This is a genomic window from Alteromonas sp. IB21, assembly GCF_016405965.1.
In the GTDB taxonomy this organism is placed as follows: domain Bacteria; phylum Pseudomonadota; class Gammaproteobacteria; order Enterobacterales; family Alteromonadaceae; genus Alteromonas.
Map to the genome: position 1 here is coordinate 28,688 of NZ_JAEFCD010000012.1, position 17,755 is coordinate 46,442.

Sequence of the window (17,755 nt, forward strand, 5' to 3'; positions counted from 1 at the left end):
TATTTCAACAGTAACTCCATACCGCGCGGCGAAACTGGGGTATAACCTTTACAAGAGTGATAATTGACCACACATTACTCAAGTCGTCGACAGACTAATCAATTTTATCGCTATATTAGTGAATTAAAGCGAGAACGAGTACAATAGTTTTAACGCGTTTTTGCCAACGTTTCAGACAGGTTAAAATAACTACATGCAGCAAACCGACAACTCGGATTATCAAATTAAACGCTTTTTACAGTATTTAAAAGCGTACAAAGTTCCTTTTGTATTTGCCATTATTGGTATGATTGGCTATTCCGCGGTAGATACGTTTGTATTCTCTCAGCTTCAGCCGATGATTGACGAATCTCTTGGGAAAAACGATCACGACTACCTTCGTTTAGCGGCCTTCGCAATTGTACCGCTGTTTTTGCTGCGTGGTGTGTTTAATTTTCTAGGCAGCTATACGCTGAGCTGGATTGGTGCACAAGTTGTGATGCGTATGCGCCAACAATTATTTGAAAAATATATTCATTTACCGGTTTCTTTTCACGATCATCATGCTGTTGGTGGCTTAATAAGTAAGGTTACGTACGATACCGAGCAAGTGGCTAACGCTTCTGGTAAAGCGCTGCTGACGTTAGTGAGAGAGGGAGCGCTGGTAATTGGCCTTCTTTGCGTCATGTTTTATTACTCGTGGCAACTATCGCTAATCTTTCTTCTTATTGGTCCGGTGGTTGCGATTATCGTGTCTATCGTTAGTAAACGTTTCCGCGTTGTTAGCAAAAATATTCAGCAATCTATGGGCAACCTTACCTCTTCGGTAGAGCAGGCGGTAAAAGGTCATAAAGTTGTGATCATGTTTGGCGGTCAGGAAATAGAGCAAGAGCGCTTTAAACAGAAAAACAACCATAATCGCCAGCAGTCAATGAAGCTGAACGTCACGTCTATTTTAAGTGTGTCATCTATCCAAGTTATTGCATCCATAGCGCTCGCCGTTGTTTTGTTCATTGCCAGTACACCAGGCATGTTAGAAAAACTTACCGCTGGTGTTTTTATTAATGTCGTTTTCTGTATGGTTATGCTGCTTAAGCCTCTTAAACAATTGACCACTATTAATAATCAATTTCAAAAGGGAATGGCTGCGTGTGCGAGTATTTTCGAAATCCTCGATGAAGCTGATGAAGAAGATAAAGGTGAAACCAAAATCAAGCGTGCTGCGGGCAAAATAGAGTTTGATGACGTTACGTTTTACTACCCAGGAAAGCAGACGCCAGCATTAACTAATGTCAGCTTCACGGCCAACCCCGGGCAGTCCATTGCACTGGTAGGGCGTTCAGGAAGCGGGAAATCTACAATATCTTCTTTGCTGACGCGTTTTTATGTTCCGCAAAAAGGGCAAATTCGGCTAGATGATGTTGGGCTTAACGACATCGATTTGAAAGACCTGCGTGCTCAGTTTGCAGTGGTATCTCAAAACGTCACTCTGTTTAATGACTCTATCGCTAACAATATAGCTTATGGCGCTCGACAGAATGTTTCGCGGAAAGAGATAGAAAATGCAGCTAAAATTGCGCATGTAGAGGAATTCCTGGCAAATCTTCCTGATGGTTTAGATACTGTTATTGGTGAAAATGGCCTTATGCTCTCGGGCGGTCAACGTCAGCGCATAGCGATTGCTCGCGCCATACTTGCAGATGCGCCTATTCTTATCTTAGATGAAGCAACATCAGCGCTTGATACGGAATCGGAACGTTTAATCCAAGACGCTTTAGAAACATTGCAAAAACGATGTACCAGCATCGTAGTAGCACACCGTTTGTCTACAATTGAAAATGCAGATTGCATTATGGTGGTAGAACAAGGTGAGATTATTGAAAAGGGTAAACACGATGCGTTGCTTGAAAAAGGCGGCCATTATGCGCAATTACATGCATTGCAGTTTGGTGAGACAAAGTGAGCCAAAGGCAAAACGCCACTCTTCACGATAAGTGGTACTCTGGTCACGGGTTTGTTTGGCTTTTTGCGCCGCTCGCTTTACTATTTTATTTCGCCTCTGCCATTCGACGACTGCTTTTTAAAATAGGTATCAAGAAAGCATTCAAGGCTGACGTACCCGTGATCGTGGTAGGCAATATATCTGTTGGCGGTAACGGCAAAACCCCTGTGGTTTTAGCTCTAGCGACTTACTATCAAGCGCGAGGCCTAAAAGTAGGTATTTTAAGTCGCGGTTACGGCGCTGATTCACCCGTATACCCAAGATTAGTGAAAGGTGATGACAACGCGTCTGAAGTGGGCGATGAACCCAGACTGCTGGCAATTCGAAGTCAATGTGATGTAGTCATTGATCCCGTGCGGGCGAGGGGAGCTGCCTACTTAACGAATGAATTAGAGTGTGAACTGATAATTTGCGATGATGGATTGCAGCATTATGCGCTTCATCGAGATGTTGAAATTGTCGTCATGGATGATAGAAAGGTAGGTAGCGGATATTTGCTTCCAATGGGACCACTCCGAGAAGGCCAATGGAGACTGGGTACCGTAGATGCTCTTGTTCATAACAGCCGCTCTATGCCAACATTTGACAGCGCAGTATCGCCACAATTTCTTATGACGTTGGTTCCTGGAGACTTCACATCAGTTTCAAATAGGATGAAAACGACAACGGTAGAAGAAATTAGAAAGCTTCCCTGTAGTGCAATCGCAGGTATTGGTTCTCCTCAGCGCTTTTTCAGTCAGCTAAGAGAAATGGGAATTGACTTATCGGTCACTTATCCTTTAGCCGATCATCAGGCTATCTCGTCGTCTGATATTCCAGATGGAAGGGTGCTAATGACAGAAAAGGATGCAGTAAAAGCCGCACCATTCGCACATAATGACTGTTGGTTTTTGCCTGTTAGTGCGCATTTAGCCCCGGATTTTTTTAATTTAATAAACGTGAAACTTGCAAACGCAGGTTTAAATATTCACCAGAACGGACAGGAATAACAACAATGGCGTTCGATAAAAAGCTTTTAGAAGTATTGGCTTGCCCAGTATGTAAAGGAAAACTCGTACTTAACGAAGATAACACGCAGTTAGTGTGTCGGTTTGATAGGTTAGCCTATGAAATCAAAGACGGCATCCCAGTGTTAATAGAAAGCAAGGCAATATCACTGTCGCTAGACGAAGTAGACGCAACGCGCTGATAACCCGTTTAACTATTAGACAGTAAGGGCGAAAGAAATATATGTCATTTACAGTTGTGATCCCCGCTCGATATGGTTCAAGTCGTTTTCCTGGCAAGCCATTAGCACTTATCGGTGGAAAGCCCATGATACAGCACGTGGTTGAACGTGCCACAGAAGCGGGTGCTGATAATATCATTGTAGCTACAGATGATGAACGGATTAAAAACGTAGTCCTTGGTTTTGCTCACGTGTGCATGACTTCAGTAAACCATCAGTCGGGGACTGAGCGTATCGCAGAGGTCGTAGACAAAGAGGGAATTTCTAGCGACACAATTGTGGTGAATGTTCAAGGAGATGAACCCTTTATTCCTGCCGAAAATATTAATCAGGTTGCCACTAACTTAGCGAATGCGCCGCAATGTCAAATGGCTACATTGTCGACGCCTATCGCGAGTGTTGAAGATGTATTTAACCCCAATATTGTAAAGGTGGTGGTTAATCAAAAAGGAGAGTCGATTTATTTTTCACGCTCGCCGATACCGTTTGAGCGGGATTATATGATGGCTAACCCTACCTCTGCTAATACAGCGCTTTATAACCGTCATATCGGTATTTACGCTTATCGTGCCAATTACATTAAACAGTACGTTTCATACGCGCCAAGCGCCCTTGAACAAATTGAGTCATTAGAGCAGCTTCGCGCACTTTGGTACGGCGATAAAATCCACTGCGAGGTTGCGTCAGCGCCACCGCCTGTTGGAATTGATACGCCTGAAGATCTAGAACGTCTTTTAAAGACTATAAAATAGCGAAGTATACGTGTTGATTCGTTTCGTCTAGTCTTCGCCAATTGGGTGTAATTGGCTTATTCACACGTTTATTTTTTAAAATTATAAGACTGATTTAAGCACATAAAAAATAACAAGGGATTCGTTATGAATGTAGTTATTACAGGTGGTAACCGAGGTATTGGCCTTGCGCTAACCAAGCAATATAAAGCAAGAGGCGCGAAAGTTTATGCGACGTGCCGTAATAGTTGCGACGAGTTAAACAGTGCCGGCGTAAACATTGTCAGTGGTGTAGATGTAGCACAGCCAGAGACACTGGCAGAAAAACTGGCGCCCGTGATGGACGTAAAAATTGATTTGCTTATCAATAATGCGGGGGTGCTTGGTCGCGAGAGCATTGATGATTGGGACCCTAATACGATTGATTATCAGTTTCGCGTTAACGCGATGGGACCGTTATTAGTATCTCAAACGCTATTACCAGCATTGGCAGAGGATGCAAAGATAGCGTTGATCACAAGTCGAATGGGCTCTATGTCTGATAACGGCTCGGGTGGGTATTATGGCTATCGCATGTCAAAGGCCGCGTTAAATGCCGCTGGTGTATCGATGGCAAACGATCTTAGGGCGAAGGGAATTGCAGTTGGCATTTTCCACCCAGGATTTGTGCAAACCGAAATGGTTAACGGAGCGGGCGACATCGACGCTGATACGTGTGCAGAGCGTTTGGCTAGTCGTATTGATGAGCTTACTGTAGACAACTCTGGCCGCTTTATTCATTCAAATGGTGAAGAATTACCTTGGTAAATTGGCTTAAAATCACTGTTAACTAACGGTTTGCTCAGCCCTAAACGCGAAAAACCCTATCGATTAATAGTAATCGATAGGGTTTTTTATTGCCAAGTAAAGCAACAAGAGCTCAGTAGCGCATTTATGAAGTATGCGTAAACCTGGCTTTATAGTTTATTCTGCAGTATCGCCGTCTTCGTCTTGGTCTTCAGAAAGTACGGCCCACACATCGTGTTCGTTAGCGTGGATGACTTCAGCCCACACTCGGTCGCCAGGTTTTACATCGTAAACGCCGTTGAGATGAACTAAACCATCTACTTCAGGTGCATCAGCGTAGGTTCGACCAACGGCGCCTTCCGCATCAACACTGTCGATGACGACTTGATACTCATTTCCAATTCTCGCTTGTAATCTAGCAGCGCTTATTTCGCCTTGTACTTCCATAAAGCGAGCAAGACGAGCTTGTTTCACCTCTTCTGGTACAGGGTCTGGCAATTCATTTGCGCGAGCGCCTTCCACAGGTGAGTAAGCAAAAGCGCCAACGCGATCAAGTTGAGCTTCACGCAAGAAGTCTAACAACTCTTCAAATTCTTCCTCAGTTTCCCCTGGAAAACCTACTATGAATGTTGAACGAATTACCAGAGAAGGGCACTGTTCACGCCACTTCTTAACACGCTCCAGCACGCGTTCAGCACTACCAGGGCGCTTCATGAGCTTCAGAATGCGCTTGTTTGCGTGCTGGAATGGAATATCTAAATAAGGAAGGATTTTACCTTCATTCATCAGTGGAATAAGGTCGTCGACATGAGGATAAGGGTAAACGTAGTGAAGACGAACCCAAATTCCCATTTCACCTAACTTTTCGCATAGCTGCTGCATATGCGCTTTAACCGGCATGCCATTCCAAAAACCCGTTCTGTGTTTAACGTCCACCCCGTAAGCACTGGTGTCTTGAGAGATAACCAGAAGCTCTTTGACGCCAGCATCTTTTAAGCGTTTGGCTTCATCTAACACGTTGCCGACAGGGCGGCTAACAAGGTCGCCCCGCATTGAAGGAATGATGCAGAAGGTACAGCGGTGATTACAGCCCTCTGATATTTTCAAGTAAGCGTAATGACGAGGGGTTAATTTTACACCGTGATCGGGTATCAAATCTGCGAAAGGATCATGCTGAGGCTTCGGCAAGTGATCATGTACTTGCTCAACGACCGTTTCATAAGCATGGGGGCCTGTGATTGCCAGCACGTTTGGATGAAGCTCTCGGATTTCATCCTCTTTAACCCCTAGACACCCGGTTACAATCACTTTGCCATTTTCTTTAAGTGCTTCTCCGATGGTGTCTAACGACTCTTCAACGGCCGCATCGATAAATCCGCAGGTATTAACGATAACTAAGTCGGCGTCGTTATAGGTGGGAACAACGTCATACCCTTCGGTTCGAAGTTGAGTAAGAATACGCTCAGAATCAACCAAGTTCTTAGGGCAACCTAAGCTAACAAAACCAATTCTGCTGCCAACACGTTGGTCTGAAGGCTTGTTTTCACTAAGCACTTTAACGGGCGTCTCAAGCGTTGTGGTTTTGTTTACTACTTTGTTCGGATCAAACGTTTCTACTGTCATCTAAAATATCACCTGGCAAATGACTGTGTCTAAAATGGCCGCGGATTATACAGTAACTCGCGTTAATACGCAGTAGTTTTAAGCGACAAATCGTTGCTAGTTTACTATTGATAGCGAGCCAGCAATATTAAATTGGCACATTACACTCGCTATATTATGTGGTGAAGCAATACTTTCTTTGAAAAAGAGCATCTAAGGGGTAATGACTAAGGTTAACGTACGTATTTGAAAGATTAACGTGTTTAAAAAAATGAAGTCATCCCCACTTTGAAGACTTAGGTCGGTAAATCCAAATTCGCGAGAACGGTATGGTTCTGTGTTTAACAATAATGATGACAAAAGTGAGCACATGCTGAAACTCCCACTTTCATGTTACGACGAGTCAGGTCGGATACTGCCTCCTCGTTGGTTATACGCTGTGTTTATTCTGTTGTGCATTGACTGGCTAGCGTTTATTTTTTCTCTGGCTTCTCGAACACAAACCAGTGGGTTGCTCACGTTTTTCTATCCGCAAAAAGAAAGCTTAGGCCTGGGGCTAGCAGCTAGCTTGCCAGTCCTTCTGGCACTGGTTTTGGTTAGCCAAAGAGATAGGTTGTGGAAAAAGGGGTATATAGGCTGGCGCCGTCTGATAATACCGCTCGCACAATTAGGCGTGCTGCTACTGCTTAATGTACAGCTCTACTATGCCATGCATCACCACTGGGGGTTTGAAGTCATTACCGGCGTAAAAATTGTTTTTTATGGCGTAGCGCTCTACGCTATTTCCAAAAGCCGCCATCTGAGGTGGATGATAGAAGATTGGGAAGCGCCTAACCCATAAAGGCGCTTTTTAGTGGCGATGTTAGCTTTTAGTGACTGAACTTGTGATTCGCTAAAGCTTTCTCGTAGTATGCAAAAACGCTTACTTGACTGTCGTTAACCAGACGTTCATAGCAAATACCAGCGAAAGCGTAGGTGTTGTCCCCAACTTTTAAAAACACGGTCGGTGCTTGAGGATTCGACTGGTCGTATATCCATTCTCCGTCTAATTTCGCTTTTAGAATTTCACCTATGTATGCACCAAATATATTGCAGATAGTAAATACTGCCTCATCTTCTAATGCTAAATCATGATATTTATCTACAAAGCTAAGCAAAACGTCATCAACTAGCGCAATACTCTCGGGGGTTTTGTCCAGTACAATATTGAACTCATCGGCTGCGGTTACTACTGCGTCTTTTGCACAATCTGACATTAATTTATCGAGTTCATCAGGTGACATCTTGTTCTCCTTCTCACCGAGAATGGCATTGGCATACATACCAATATTTTAATTATTAAAACCTGCGACGTTTGCTAGCTTTCAGCGTTTTCAACAAGATTTTTACACTTATCGCTAAGATAAAAGTCATTCTCCTGGGTTTTACGAGTTAATCACTTTTATTAAAAGCTCATTACGTCAGCACGTTACAGTTCTTACACTATTGTGCGTAACTTATCGGCCGATGTCTATTTTTGTCCAGTTAATCTATTTATTACGCTAGCAGCAGCGAACATCCCAAAGGTAGCTGTTACAGTGACTACCGCGCCAAATCCACCTGCGCAGTCGAGACGTGTGCCCCCCTCCATTGCTGATTTATTATAGCAAACAGAGCCATCAGGCTGTGGATAGCGCAACTGTTCTGTCGAATAAATACATTCGACGCCGAAACGGCGCTTGGGGTTTTTACTGAAATTATAGTTTCGACGCAGTTCACTGCGTAGCTTTGCTGCAAGAGGATCTTGCGTTGTTTTAGCTAAATCGCCTTTAGTGACTTGTGTGGGGTCTATCTGACCGCCAGCGCCGCCTACGGTAACAATAGGGATTTTATTGCGCTTACAGTGCGCTATCATCGCGGCTTTAGCACGTATACTGTCGGTAGCATCAACCACAGCGTGCATTTCTTTGGTTAAAAGTGTGGCTGTATTTTCAGGCGTAACAAAGTCTTCAACGCAGTTTACTTTGCAATTAGGGTTAATCAGCGCTACACGCGTCGCAATGGCCTCTACCTTTGGTTGGCCTATCGTATTTGAAAGCGCGTGAATCTGACGGTTTGTGTTCGTAACGCAGACATCGTCTAAATCAATAAGTGTGATTGTGCCGACGCCCGAACGTGCCAGCGCTTCGGCAGTCCAACTACCTACGCCACCAATACCGACAACGGCCACATGGCTATTGGCTAAATTATTGGTTTGTTGTGCGCCGTACAAACGCACAATACCGCCTAAACGGGGATCATCAGACATGCTTCACTTCACTTAACAATTAAACAATACGGACGTGGGTTAGCGCTTAAACGCGTAAACACACAGCAGGGCGCGCATCATCTCAAAAGTGAATACCAAAGATCAATACACTCCAGTTTTTTCGAATAATAAATCCGATTTTAAGCAACATACGTTCTACACAATACATGTTTTAATTAACTCATTGTTTAATGAGATGGAAAACGGGGCAGGTAAATGGGTTTACTCGTAGACGGAAAATGGCAAGATAAGTGGTACGACACCAAAAAAAGCGGTGGTAAATTTGAGCGTCAAGCGTCTAAATTTCGTGACAAAGTTAGCAATAGCAGCGGCGCGTTGTTCCCTGTTGAATCAGGCCGTTATCACCTATACGTATCTTTAGCCTGTCCATGGGCGCATAGAGCACTCATTTTTAGAAAGCTAAAGGGGTTGGAAGCGCATATTGATGTCTCTGTTGTTCACCCTGAAATGCTTGATAACGGATGGGAGTTTAAAGACTATCCTGGGGCAACCGAAGACAAGCTTTACGGATTTGATTATGCTCACCAGATTTACACTAAAGCCGAACCCGAAATAACTAGCCGCGTTACTGTTCCCATTTTATGGGACAAACAAACAGAAACCATCGTCAATAACGAATCGTCAGAGATTATTCGCATTTTCAACAGTGGATTTGATTCACTCACTGGTAATAATGACGACTATTACCCTGAAGCCCTTCGCGAAGAAATCGATACCATTAACAACATGGTATATCACGACATCAATAATGGTGTGTATAAGGCGGGGTTTGCTACAACACAAGAGGCTTACGAAGAGGCGGTGAATGCTTTGTTTCATGCTTTAGATATGGTTGAAGAAAGACTGAGTAAACAACGCTATTTGGTTGGCAGTCAAATCACCGAAGCCGACTGGCGTTTATTTACCACGCTAATTCGCTTTGACGCGGTTTATCACGGTCACTTCAAATGTAATAAGAAGCAAATTGCAGATTATCCGAATATATTCGGCTATATGAAAGAACTCTATCAGGTGCCGGGTGTTGCTGATACGGTGAATTTTGATCATATCAAGAGACACTATTATTACAGCCATACCATGATAAACCCAACTCAAGTCATCCCGGTAGGGCCCGAGCAAGACCTTATGTCGGCCCATGGCCGCGAAAGTATCGAGTAATGGCTTTTTAGTAAGAATTTAAGTTAGGTACAAGCTATGTCGTTCACAGTTAACGCGCAAAAAACGATAGAGAAAGTCGTTACGGGTATGCCAACCAGCGACGGTGCAGGCGTGTCACTCACACGTATTATCGGCCAACCCGATCTGCCTCGATTAGATCCATTTCTCATGCTAGATTTTTTTGGTTCAGATAACCCTGGTGAGTATATAGCGGGTTTTCCACCTCATCCTCATCGAGGGTTTCAGACGGTTACCTATATGCTTGCAGGTAAAATGCGTCACAAGGACTCGGTGGGTAATGAGGGCGTGATTGATGCAGGGGGAATTCAATGGATGAACGCAGGCAGAGGCATTATTCATGAGGAAATGCCGGAGCAGGAAGAGGGTTTATTGCAAGGCTTTCAGTTATGGGTAAACCTTCCCGCAATAGAGAAAATGTCAGCGCCAAACTATCAAGACATACAGCCAGATAGTGTTCCTACTGTGCACATGCAAAATGCAGACGTGAAAGTACTGGCAGGAGCGGTTGAAGGGGTGCAAGGACCCGTTAAGACAACCGCCGTATCGCCTACCTTTTTAGACGTGGCATTGAAAAGCGGCCCCTCTGAAATTGCCATGAGTGCAGATGAATCTGCATTTATCTATGTTTACGAAGGTGATGTAGTTATTAATAAAGGTGATGAAGGCGTCGAAACTATTCTGAGACAGGGAGAGCTAGGCGTTTTGTCACAGAAGGGAACGCAGCTCTGTGTTTCTGCTGATACGGAATGTAAGTTTATAGTAGTATCGGGTAAGCCTATCAACGAACCTGTGGTTCAATATGGCCCTTTTGTGATGAACTCTCAGCAAGAAATTGTACAGGCGTTTAATGATTATCAAAGTGGTGTACTGGCAAAGTAAGGGCATAAGCTTTTTCACTTTAGAACCGCTTGGTTTAAAACAGGCACTTTCCTATTATTTAAGATAAAGGTCATAAATGCGCCACCTCAAACCGCGTGCACTATGCGTTAATACGCTAAGTTTACGCGTTTACGCCCGTGAGTAGGCAAATGCTGCCTTTTCACAAATTGAAATAGTAATTCACTTCCCCTAATGATTTAATATCATTATGTTTAAATACATGTTTTCTTCTTTTTTACGATGCAAATAAAGGAGCGCTTTGCGCTTTTAGGTCGTAAAAAGCATTAAAGTAATCATAAATAGTTAAAACACAGGGAATTTTGATCCAAATGGCAACCCCAATTACCTGCTTTAAAGCATACGATATTCGTGGCGAACTTAACTCACAGCTAACCGAAGAGGTAGCGTACCGAATTGGCTATGCTTTTGCTCAAGAATTAAATGCGAAAACAGTTGTTGTTGGCAGTGATGTGCGTCTTACGTCCACTCCATTAAAACTAGCGTTAAGCGCAGGGCTTATAGACGCTGGTGCAACAGTCACTGACATCGGCATGGCAGGAACCGAAGAAATTTATTTCGCCACAAAGCACCTTGGTGTTGACGGCGGCATTGAAGTAACAGCAAGCCACAACCCCATCAATTACAACGGCATGAAGCTGGTAAAAGCGGGTTCTGTTCCTATTAGCGGTGACACAGGCTTAAACGCAATAAAAGAGAAAGCGGAAGCGTTAGGCGACGATTACGTGTCAGAACGGCTAGCACACTACACGAACGGTGTAACAATCGATGCCGACGCGTTCTTTAACGGTACTGCTCATGTAAACGAAGTTAAGCTTTCTAACACTGGTAAATACGCGGTTAAGTCGTGTATGTCTGACTATGTTTCTCACATGCTGTCTTATGTGAATTTAAGTAATTTTACGCCGCTCAAAGTTGTGGTGAACGCTGGTAATGGCGCCGCAGGCCCGGCACTAGACGCTATCGAGAAAGAAATGAAGTCGCAGGGCGTACCCATTGAATTTATAAAAGTACACCACAACGCAGATGGTACATTTCCAAACGGTATTCCTAACCCATTACTACCAGAAAATCGTGCCGATACTGCTGATGCGGTTAAAGCGTCCGGTGCTGATTTTGGTATCGCGTGGGATGGAGACTTCGACCGCTGTTTCTTGTTCGATGCTGACGGTGAATTTATTGAGGGATACTACATTGTTGGCTTGCTGGCTGAGGCATTTATTGAGAAAAATACCGACAGCAAAATTATTTACGACCCACGTGTGTACTGGAATACAGAAGACATTGTAGCCAATGCAGGCGGTACGCCCATTAAATCGAAAACAGGCCATGCGTTTATAAAAGAACGTATGCGCAAAGAAGATGCGGTGTATGGCGGAGAAATGAGCGCGCACCACTATTTTAGAGATTTTGCGTACTGTGATTCAGGTATGATCCCTTGGCTACTCATTGCTGAACTTGTTTGCGTGAAAAAACAAACGCTAGCAAGCATGGTTAAAGCGCGTATTGAAGCGTTTCCATCATCAGGTGAAATCAATAGTAAACTTAAAGATGCTGACGCAGCACTTGAGCGTGTAACGAGTAAATATAAACCTCAGGCTAGTGTCATAGATACAACGGATGGCTTAGGGTTAGAATTTGGAAACTGGCGCTTTAATTTGCGCAAATCGAACACTGAGCCAGTCATTCGTTTAAATGTCGAAAGTAAAGGCGACATTGCGCTAATGGAACAGAAAACAGAAGAGTTGTTATCGCTTATTCGTGCTGAATAAACGCTGCATTATATGATTTAAATATCAAAGCGTTAGCTAAAAGCCAAGGCGATAGTATTGAAATATTATCGCCTTTTTTATTATGTCATTTCATAAAAATATATTATTCAATAGCTTTAAATGGTTATGCGTAACGCTTAACTGGCTGTTGTTAAGCGTCATCCCATTATAAAAGCACTTATTGAAAGTATTTTTAACCACTACCATTCGTGGCTTCAACGCTGTGCTACTAGTTTAAAATAAACGAGGACCACAAACATTTTTTCCGTCCTATACAAGCAAATAAATCATCCATGCGTGACAGATAACTACGACGCTTGTTAATGCCATTCTCAGACTAATATAACTTACGACCTGTTCTTTAGGCAGACTGAGAGTGAACTTGTCATAGATTAATACCGCGACGTAGCTAAGTGACAATACGCCAAAAACTTTCACATCGTGTGAGAACACCAAACACAGCCAGCCAATAATAGTCGGTAACATAGCTATCAACATTTGTTTATCGTAACGTTGGTTGCTTATTGCGTCCCACCAGTGGATGCCGCCAAAAAATGAAAGCAGCACAGCAGAATATTGAACAAAGTAAACCGCACTTTGTGTTATCGAGAACAGATTAAGTTGATAAGCCAGAGGCATCGCTACAAAAGGAATAAGGCCTGCAATACCTAGAAAAACTGCAGAGTAGGGCATTGATGATCCTTGTAAATAAAATCGTTTAAACAAAAATAGCGCCATAAAGGCGCTATTTTTACTCGTAAGCGTCGTGCTTAGTTCAATATAACATTACTTAATTGGCGTGTATTTACGCTGATTGTGACCAGTGTAAAGTTGACGTGGACGACCAATTTTTTGCTTAGGGTCGCTCATCATTTCATGCCAATGCGAGATCCAGCCTACTGTACGAGACAGAGCGAAGATACATGTAAACATGTTAGTAGGAATGCCAATTGCTTTGAGAACTATGCCAGAATAGAAATCTACGTTCGGGAACAGTTTCTTCTCTGCAAAGTAAGGGTCGCTAAGCGCTATCTTTTCAAGTTCCATCGCTACTTCTAGCAGTGGATCTTTCACGTTGAGTTCGCTTAATACTTCGTGGCAGCTTTCACGCATAACTGTAGCACGTGGGTCGTGGTTTTTATAAACACGGTGACCGAAGCCCATAAGGCGGAACGGATCGTTCTTATCCTTAGCACGAGCAATGAACTCAGGGATACGGTCAACAGTGCCAATCTCTTCTAGCATGTTAAGGCATGCTTCGTTTGCACCACCGTGAGCAGGACCCCAAAGTGACGCAACGCCTGCCGCAATACACGCGTAAGGGTTAGCGCCTGACGAACCCGCAAGACGTACCGTAGACGTCGAGGCATTTTGTTCATGATCAGCATGAAGCGTAAAAATACGGTCCATTGCACGTTCCACAGCAGGGCTGATCTGGAATTCTTCTGCTGGAACAGAAAACATCATGTTTAGGAAGTTTGCCGCATAGCTCAAGTCATTACGTGGATATACGAATGGCTGCCCTACGTTATATTTGTAGCACATTGCTACCAACGTTGGCATCTTAGCAATTAAACGATGAGCACTGCGAACACGTTGCTCTTCGTTAGATACGTCTAAGTCGCTATGATAGAAAGAAGACATTGCACCAACGGTACCGCATAGCATCGCCATAGGGTGCGCATCGTTACGGAAACCATGGAAGAACATGTTGATTTGTTCATGAACCATGGTGTGACGTGTGATTGTCGCTTTAAACTCTTCGTATTGTTCTTTAGACGGTGCGTCACCGTGAAGTAGCATGTGACAAACTTCTAGGTAGTCTGCGTCACGCGCAAGTTCTTCGATTGGGAAACCGCGGTGTAATAACACACCTTGAGCGCCGTCAATATACGTAATTGAAGACTCGCAAGATCCTGTCGCCATAAAACCAGGGTCGTACGTGAAATAACCGTGTTGGCCTAACGTACGGACATCGATTACATCTTGTCCTTCGGTGCCAGACAAGATAGGAAGTTCGATTTCCTTACCGCCGGCTTTAAGAATGGCTTTCTGATCTGCCATAAAATGCTCTCCTCAGAATGGTTCTGTTTGCAGCGAAAACGGACGAAAATATCCGCTTCGTTGGGAAAAGTGGGCGTATTTGTACTTTATTATGTACCAACAAGTCAATTTAATTGCATATTTGCACAATAAATATTCTGAATTGCTTAAAAGAATACTAGCAATCAGATAACGATTAATTAAATTAATGGAAACTCACCTTGCCCGATACGGTGCAATTATCAATGGCTTTTCGCAAAAGGTAAACCACTGTTCGACAAATATATTAACAGCTTAGATTAAAAAGTAACCGTTCAACGTTGAATAAATACGCATTCAGATTAAATGTGCTTAATTTGCTCTTGATATACATAGTTATTCTAGAGGGCTACTGTTAAACTTATAACACTGTAATTGCGCTCATTTAACCGTGTTGCACCCAATTTTGATCTCTTTTCATACTAATTAATTAACATAATTGTGGGCATAGCGACTAAAGTCTTACTACGGCACAAAAAATTGTAATTATATACTACGCTGGATATACTCAGCGGTGTTTGTACATCAGAATATTTATTCTGTAACAAGCATTAAAGAATAATTCACAAATTGTTAACAACTCAGTGGATGAGGCAATTAACAGGTTAAAAATCGAATTTACTTATTCAGGACATAAAAAAGGTAAGAAATTCATTATCCCTTACGGATTAAACAGGCATACATTGTGAAAAAGCAAAGACCAGTAAATTTAGAACTCAATACTATTAAATTTCCCCCCTCTGCTATTTCGTCAATTCTCCATCGTGTAACCGGTGTTGCAATGTTTTTCGCGCTACTATTTGTTATTTGGGCATGGGCAGTTTCTGTTCATTCGTCTGAAGGTTTTGCGAACGTACAAGCAATCATGGACGGTTTCCTTGGAAAATTTGTCGCAATTGGCACAGCCTCAGCGCTGACGTATCACATTCTAGGCGGCCTAAGACACGTTGTTATGGATTTAGGTCACTGGGAAGAATTAGAGTCGGGCAACACAAGTGCGAAAGCAGTAATCGCGCTTTGGGTTGTATTGACCGTAGTATTGGGAGTTGCATTATGGTAACCAACCAAGCAAGCATTAAGCGTGACGGCGTACAAGATTACGTCTCTCTTCGCGCAACAGCAGCAATAATTTTCGCGTACTCGGTTTTCATGGCGTGGTTTTTTATCACCACAGACAATTTAACGTTTGTTGAATGGCGAGGGTTATTCTCTGGCCTGGCTATGAAAGTTTTCACATTGGCAGCACTAGTAGCAGTGATGATCCACGTGCGCATCGGCCTATGGCAGGTGCTTACAGACTATGTTAAATCAGCAGGTCTGCGCGCTGGACTACAATATATACTAAATATCATCGCATTCGGCTATGTTGCTGTTGGCCTATTCGTACTGTGGGGAGTGTAAAATGAGTTTACCCGTTCACGAGTTTGATGCAGTAGTAATTGGTGCTGGCGGAGCAGGTATGCGCGCGGCACTGCAGATTTCACAATCTGGTAAATCATGCGCACTGTTATCTAAAGTATTTCCAACCCGTTCTCACACTGTGTCAGCACAGGGTGGTATTACCGTAGCACTTGGTAATTCACACGAGGATAACTGGGAATGGCACATGTATGACACCGTTAAAGGTTCTGATTATATCGGCGACCAAGACGCGATTGAATATATGTGTAAGACTGGTCCAGAAGCTATCATCGAAATGGAGAACATGGGTCTACCATTCTCTCGTTTTGAAAATGGCAAAATTTATCAACGTCCTTTTGGCGGCCAGTCAAAGAACTTTGGTGGTGAGCAGGGCGCTCGTACAGCAGCTGCGGCTGACCGTACTGGCCACGCGCTTCTACACCTTCTTTACCAGCAAAACGTAAAGAACAAAACAAAAGTATTCTCAGAGTGGTATGCACTTGACCTAGTAAAAAACCAAGACGGCGACGTGGTTGGTTGTACCGCAATTGATATCGAGTCTGGTGAAGTAGTTTACTTCAAGTCTCGCGCAGTTGTTCTTGCTACAGGCGGTGCGGGTCGTATCTACGCCTCAACGACAAACGCACACATCAATACCGGTGACGGTGTGGGTATGGCACTTCGTGCTGGTGTAGCGGTTCAGGATATGGAAATGTGGCAGTTCCACCCAACGGGTATAGCTGGCGCAGGTACATTGGTTACTGAAGGTTGTCGCGGTGAAGGTGGTTACCTTCTAAACAAAGACGGCGAGCGCTTCATGGAACGTTATGCGCCAAACGCGAAAGACCTTGCTGGTCGTGACGTTGTTGCTCGTTCAATGATGACAGAGATTCGCGAAGGTCGTGGGTGTGAAGGCCCATGGGGTACACACATTAAGCTTAAGCTTGACCACCTTGGTAAAGACGTTCTTGAATCGCGTCTACCTGGTATCCTTGAGCTATCCCGTACGTTTGCACACGTTGACCCAGTAAAAGAACCAATTCCAGTAATTCCTACTTGTCACTATATGATGGGTGGTATTCCAACTAACGTTGATGGCCAATGTCTAACGGTTGATGAAAACGGTAACGACAAGGTTGTTAATGGTTTATTTGCTTGTGGTGAGATTGCTTGTGTATCGGTACACGGCGCTAACCGCCTTGGCGGTAACTCGCTACTTGACCTTGTTGTATTCGGTCGTGCGACCGGTTTACACCTTGGTAAGACACTATCTGAAATGGCACCAACGCGTGATGCTTCTGAGTCTGATCTTGAAGCCTCTATGACGCGTTTCAACCGTTGGGAAAATTCAGAGAAAGGTAAGGGCGAAGACCCAGTACAAATTAAGAAAGACTTGCAGAAATGCATGCAGCTTAACTTCTCAGTATTCCGTGAAGGTGAAGCAATGGCAGAAGGGCTTAAAGAGCTTGGCGAGATTCGCGAGCGTCTTAAGCATGCACGCCTTGACGACAAGAGCGCAGACTTCAATACCCAACGTATTGAATGTTTAGAGCTTGATAACCTGATGGAAACCGCGTACAGCACAGCAGTAGCAGCGAACTTCAGAACGGAAAGCCGTGGTGCTCACAGCCGCTTCGACTTCCCGGACCGTGACGATGATAACTGGTTATGCCACAGCATCTACGATCCGAACACTGATAAAATGCTTAAACGTGAAGTGAATATGGCGCCTAAGCTTAGGGAAGCATTCCCGCCTAAAGTGCGTTCATATTAATAGAGGCAACGATC

At 43.8% G+C, this 17,755-nt stretch carries 17 protein-coding genes; 12 read left to right on the top strand and 5 right to left on the bottom strand.

Annotated features, from left to right (window positions below):
• Window positions 1-193 precede the first annotated feature (193 nt).
• The 5 genes from msbA to JC525_RS09995 all read left to right on the top strand — a co-directional run bounded on the left by msbA (window position 194) and on the right by JC525_RS09995 (window position 4,747).
• Complete coding sequence (gene msbA, locus JC525_RS09975) at window positions 194-1,942, top strand: lipid A export permease/ATP-binding protein MsbA (protein WP_198815701.1); 1,749 nt, start codon at window positions 194-196, stop codon at window positions 1,940-1,942.
• A complete protein-coding gene (lpxK, locus tag JC525_RS09980; RefSeq protein WP_198815702.1) occupies window positions 1,939-2,970 on the top strand; it encodes a tetraacyldisaccharide 4'-kinase in 1,032 nt (343 codons plus the stop codon). Before msbA ends, lpxK begins: the two co-directional genes overlap by 4 nt.
• Window positions 2,971-2,975: 5 nt before the next feature.
• On the top strand, window positions 2,976-3,170 hold the full coding sequence (locus JC525_RS09985; protein WP_159120339.1) for a Trm112 family protein: 195 nt from the start codon (window positions 2,976-2,978) through the stop codon (window positions 3,168-3,170).
• A gap of 41 nt (window positions 3,171-3,211) precedes the next feature.
• The gene (gene kdsB, locus JC525_RS09990) at window positions 3,212-3,961 is read left to right on the top strand and encodes a 3-deoxy-manno-octulosonate cytidylyltransferase (RefSeq protein WP_198815703.1); all 750 of its coding nucleotides are present in this window, start codon (window positions 3,212-3,214) and stop codon (window positions 3,959-3,961) included.
• A gap of 126 nt (window positions 3,962-4,087) precedes the next feature.
• Window positions 4,088-4,747 carry an SDR family oxidoreductase gene (locus tag JC525_RS09995; protein ID WP_198815704.1) on the top strand — a complete coding sequence of 220 codons (660 nt, stop codon included), beginning with the start codon at window positions 4,088-4,090 and terminating at the stop codon, window positions 4,745-4,747.
• A 156-nt stretch (window positions 4,748-4,903) separates the two neighbouring features.
• Here JC525_RS09995 and rimO read toward each other — a convergent pair whose 3' ends face one another.
• Window positions 4,904-6,349 carry a 30S ribosomal protein S12 methylthiotransferase RimO gene (gene rimO / locus JC525_RS10000; protein ID WP_198815705.1) on the bottom strand — a complete coding sequence of 482 codons (1,446 nt, stop codon included), beginning with the start codon at window positions 6,347-6,349 and terminating at the stop codon, window positions 4,904-4,906.
• Window positions 6,350-6,698: 349 nt separating this feature from the next.
• Here rimO and JC525_RS10005 point away from each other — a divergent pair, with 349 nt between their 5' ends.
• The gene (locus tag JC525_RS10005) at window positions 6,699-7,169 is read left to right on the top strand and encodes a DUF2919 family protein (RefSeq protein WP_198815706.1); all 471 of its coding nucleotides are present in this window, start codon (window positions 6,699-6,701) and stop codon (window positions 7,167-7,169) included.
• A gap of 28 nt (window positions 7,170-7,197) precedes the next feature.
• Here the strand turns inward: JC525_RS10005 and JC525_RS10010 are convergent, their stop codons facing one another.
• On the bottom strand, window positions 7,198-7,611 hold the full coding sequence (locus tag JC525_RS10010; protein ID WP_198815707.1) for a hypothetical protein: 414 nt from the start codon (window positions 7,609-7,611) through the stop codon (window positions 7,198-7,200).
• A 227-nt stretch (window positions 7,612-7,838) separates the two neighbouring features.
• Window positions 7,839-8,615 (bottom strand): tRNA cyclic N6-threonylcarbamoyladenosine(37) synthase TcdA, encoded by a 777-nt coding sequence (gene tcdA, locus JC525_RS10015; protein ID WP_198815708.1) that lies wholly within the window; start codon window positions 8,613-8,615, stop codon window positions 7,839-7,841.
• A gap of 216 nt (window positions 8,616-8,831) precedes the next feature.
• On the opposite strand from tcdA, the gene JC525_RS10020 reads away from it, so the two are divergent.
• The 3 genes from JC525_RS10020 (at window position 8,832) to JC525_RS10030 (ending at window position 12,484) form a co-directional block, all read left to right on the top strand.
• Window positions 8,832-9,794: a glutathione S-transferase family protein gene (locus tag JC525_RS10020; protein WP_198815709.1), complete on the top strand. Its 963-nt coding sequence runs from the start codon at window positions 8,832-8,834 to the stop codon at window positions 9,792-9,794.
• Between the two features lie 36 nt (window positions 9,795-9,830).
• Entirely contained in the window at window positions 9,831-10,694 is an 864-nt protein-coding gene (locus JC525_RS10025) for a pirin family protein (RefSeq protein WP_198815710.1), read from the top strand.
• Window positions 10,695-11,023: 329 nt separating this feature from the next.
• Window positions 11,024-12,484 (top strand): phosphomannomutase CpsG, encoded by a 1,461-nt coding sequence (locus tag JC525_RS10030; RefSeq protein ID WP_198815711.1) that lies wholly within the window; start codon window positions 11,024-11,026, stop codon window positions 12,482-12,484.
• A 270-nt stretch (window positions 12,485-12,754) separates the two neighbouring features.
• On the opposite strand, the gene JC525_RS10035 is transcribed toward JC525_RS10030, so the two are convergent.
• Both JC525_RS10035 and JC525_RS10040 read right to left on the bottom strand, forming a co-directional pair.
• The gene (locus JC525_RS10035; protein WP_198815712.1) at window positions 12,755-13,177 is read right to left on the bottom strand and encodes a DUF3429 domain-containing protein; all 423 of its coding nucleotides are present in this window, start codon (window positions 13,175-13,177) and stop codon (window positions 12,755-12,757) included.
• A 93-nt stretch (window positions 13,178-13,270) separates the two neighbouring features.
• Window positions 13,271-14,548, bottom strand: a complete 1,278-nt coding sequence (locus tag JC525_RS10040; protein ID WP_198815713.1) for a citrate synthase — start codon at window positions 14,546-14,548, stop codon at window positions 13,271-13,273.
• A gap of 703 nt (window positions 14,549-15,251) precedes the next feature.
• Between JC525_RS10040 and sdhC the strand changes: the two genes are divergently transcribed.
• From sdhC to sdhA, 3 genes are read left to right on the top strand one after another with little or no spacing between them, the layout of a single operon-like run.
• A complete protein-coding gene (gene sdhC / locus JC525_RS10045; protein ID WP_105931244.1) occupies window positions 15,252-15,626 on the top strand; it encodes a succinate dehydrogenase, cytochrome b556 subunit in 375 nt (124 codons plus the stop codon).
• The gene (gene sdhD, locus JC525_RS10050; protein WP_105931245.1) at window positions 15,620-15,967 is read left to right on the top strand and encodes a succinate dehydrogenase, hydrophobic membrane anchor protein; all 348 of its coding nucleotides are present in this window, start codon (window positions 15,620-15,622) and stop codon (window positions 15,965-15,967) included. Before sdhC ends, sdhD begins: the two co-directional genes overlap by 7 nt.
• A gap of 1 nt (window position 15,968) precedes the next feature.
• Entirely contained in the window at window positions 15,969-17,741 is a 1,773-nt protein-coding gene (gene sdhA, locus JC525_RS10055; RefSeq protein ID WP_198815714.1) for a succinate dehydrogenase flavoprotein subunit, read from the top strand.
• Window positions 17,742-17,755: the final 14 nt, after the last annotated feature.

Excerpts from the sequence above, each read along its gene's own strand:
- sdhA (WP_198815714.1), top strand. The coding sequence starts at position 15,969 with ATGAGTTTACCCGTTCACGAGTTTGATGCAGTAGTAATTGGTGCTGGC.
- sdhD (WP_105931245.1), top strand. The coding sequence starts at position 15,620 with ATGGTAACCAACCAAGCAAGCATTAAGCGTGACGGCGTACAAGATTAC.
- kdsB (WP_198815703.1), top strand. The coding sequence starts at position 3,212 with ATGTCATTTACAGTTGTGATCCCCGCTCGATATGGTTCAAGTCGTTTT.
- msbA (WP_198815701.1), top strand. The coding sequence starts at position 194 with ATGCAGCAAACCGACAACTCGGATTATCAAATTAAACGCTTTTTACAG.
- JC525_RS10010 (WP_198815707.1), bottom strand. The coding sequence starts at position 7,611 with ATGTCACCTGATGAACTCGATAAATTAATGTCAGATTGTGCAAAAGAC.
- JC525_RS10030 (WP_198815711.1), top strand. The coding sequence starts at position 11,024 with ATGGCAACCCCAATTACCTGCTTTAAAGCATACGATATTCGTGGCGAA.
- JC525_RS10020 (WP_198815709.1), top strand. The coding sequence starts at position 8,832 with ATGGGTTTACTCGTAGACGGAAAATGGCAAGATAAGTGGTACGACACC.
- rimO (WP_198815705.1), bottom strand. The coding sequence starts at position 6,349 with ATGACAGTAGAAACGTTTGATCCGAACAAAGTAGTAAACAAAACCACA.
- JC525_RS10005 (WP_198815706.1), top strand. The coding sequence starts at position 6,699 with ATGCTGAAACTCCCACTTTCATGTTACGACGAGTCAGGTCGGATACTG.
- JC525_RS09995 (WP_198815704.1), top strand. The coding sequence starts at position 4,088 with ATGAATGTAGTTATTACAGGTGGTAACCGAGGTATTGGCCTTGCGCTA.
- JC525_RS10040 (WP_198815713.1), bottom strand. The coding sequence starts at position 14,548 with ATGGCAGATCAGAAAGCCATTCTTAAAGCCGGCGGTAAGGAAATCGAA.
- tcdA (WP_198815708.1), bottom strand. The coding sequence starts at position 8,615 with ATGTCTGATGATCCCCGTTTAGGCGGTATTGTGCGTTTGTACGGCGCA.
- JC525_RS10035 (WP_198815712.1), bottom strand. The coding sequence starts at position 13,177 with ATGCCCTACTCTGCAGTTTTTCTAGGTATTGCAGGCCTTATTCCTTTT.
- JC525_RS10025 (WP_198815710.1), top strand. The coding sequence starts at position 9,831 with ATGTCGTTCACAGTTAACGCGCAAAAAACGATAGAGAAAGTCGTTACG.
- JC525_RS09985 (WP_159120339.1), top strand. The coding sequence starts at position 2,976 with ATGGCGTTCGATAAAAAGCTTTTAGAAGTATTGGCTTGCCCAGTATGT.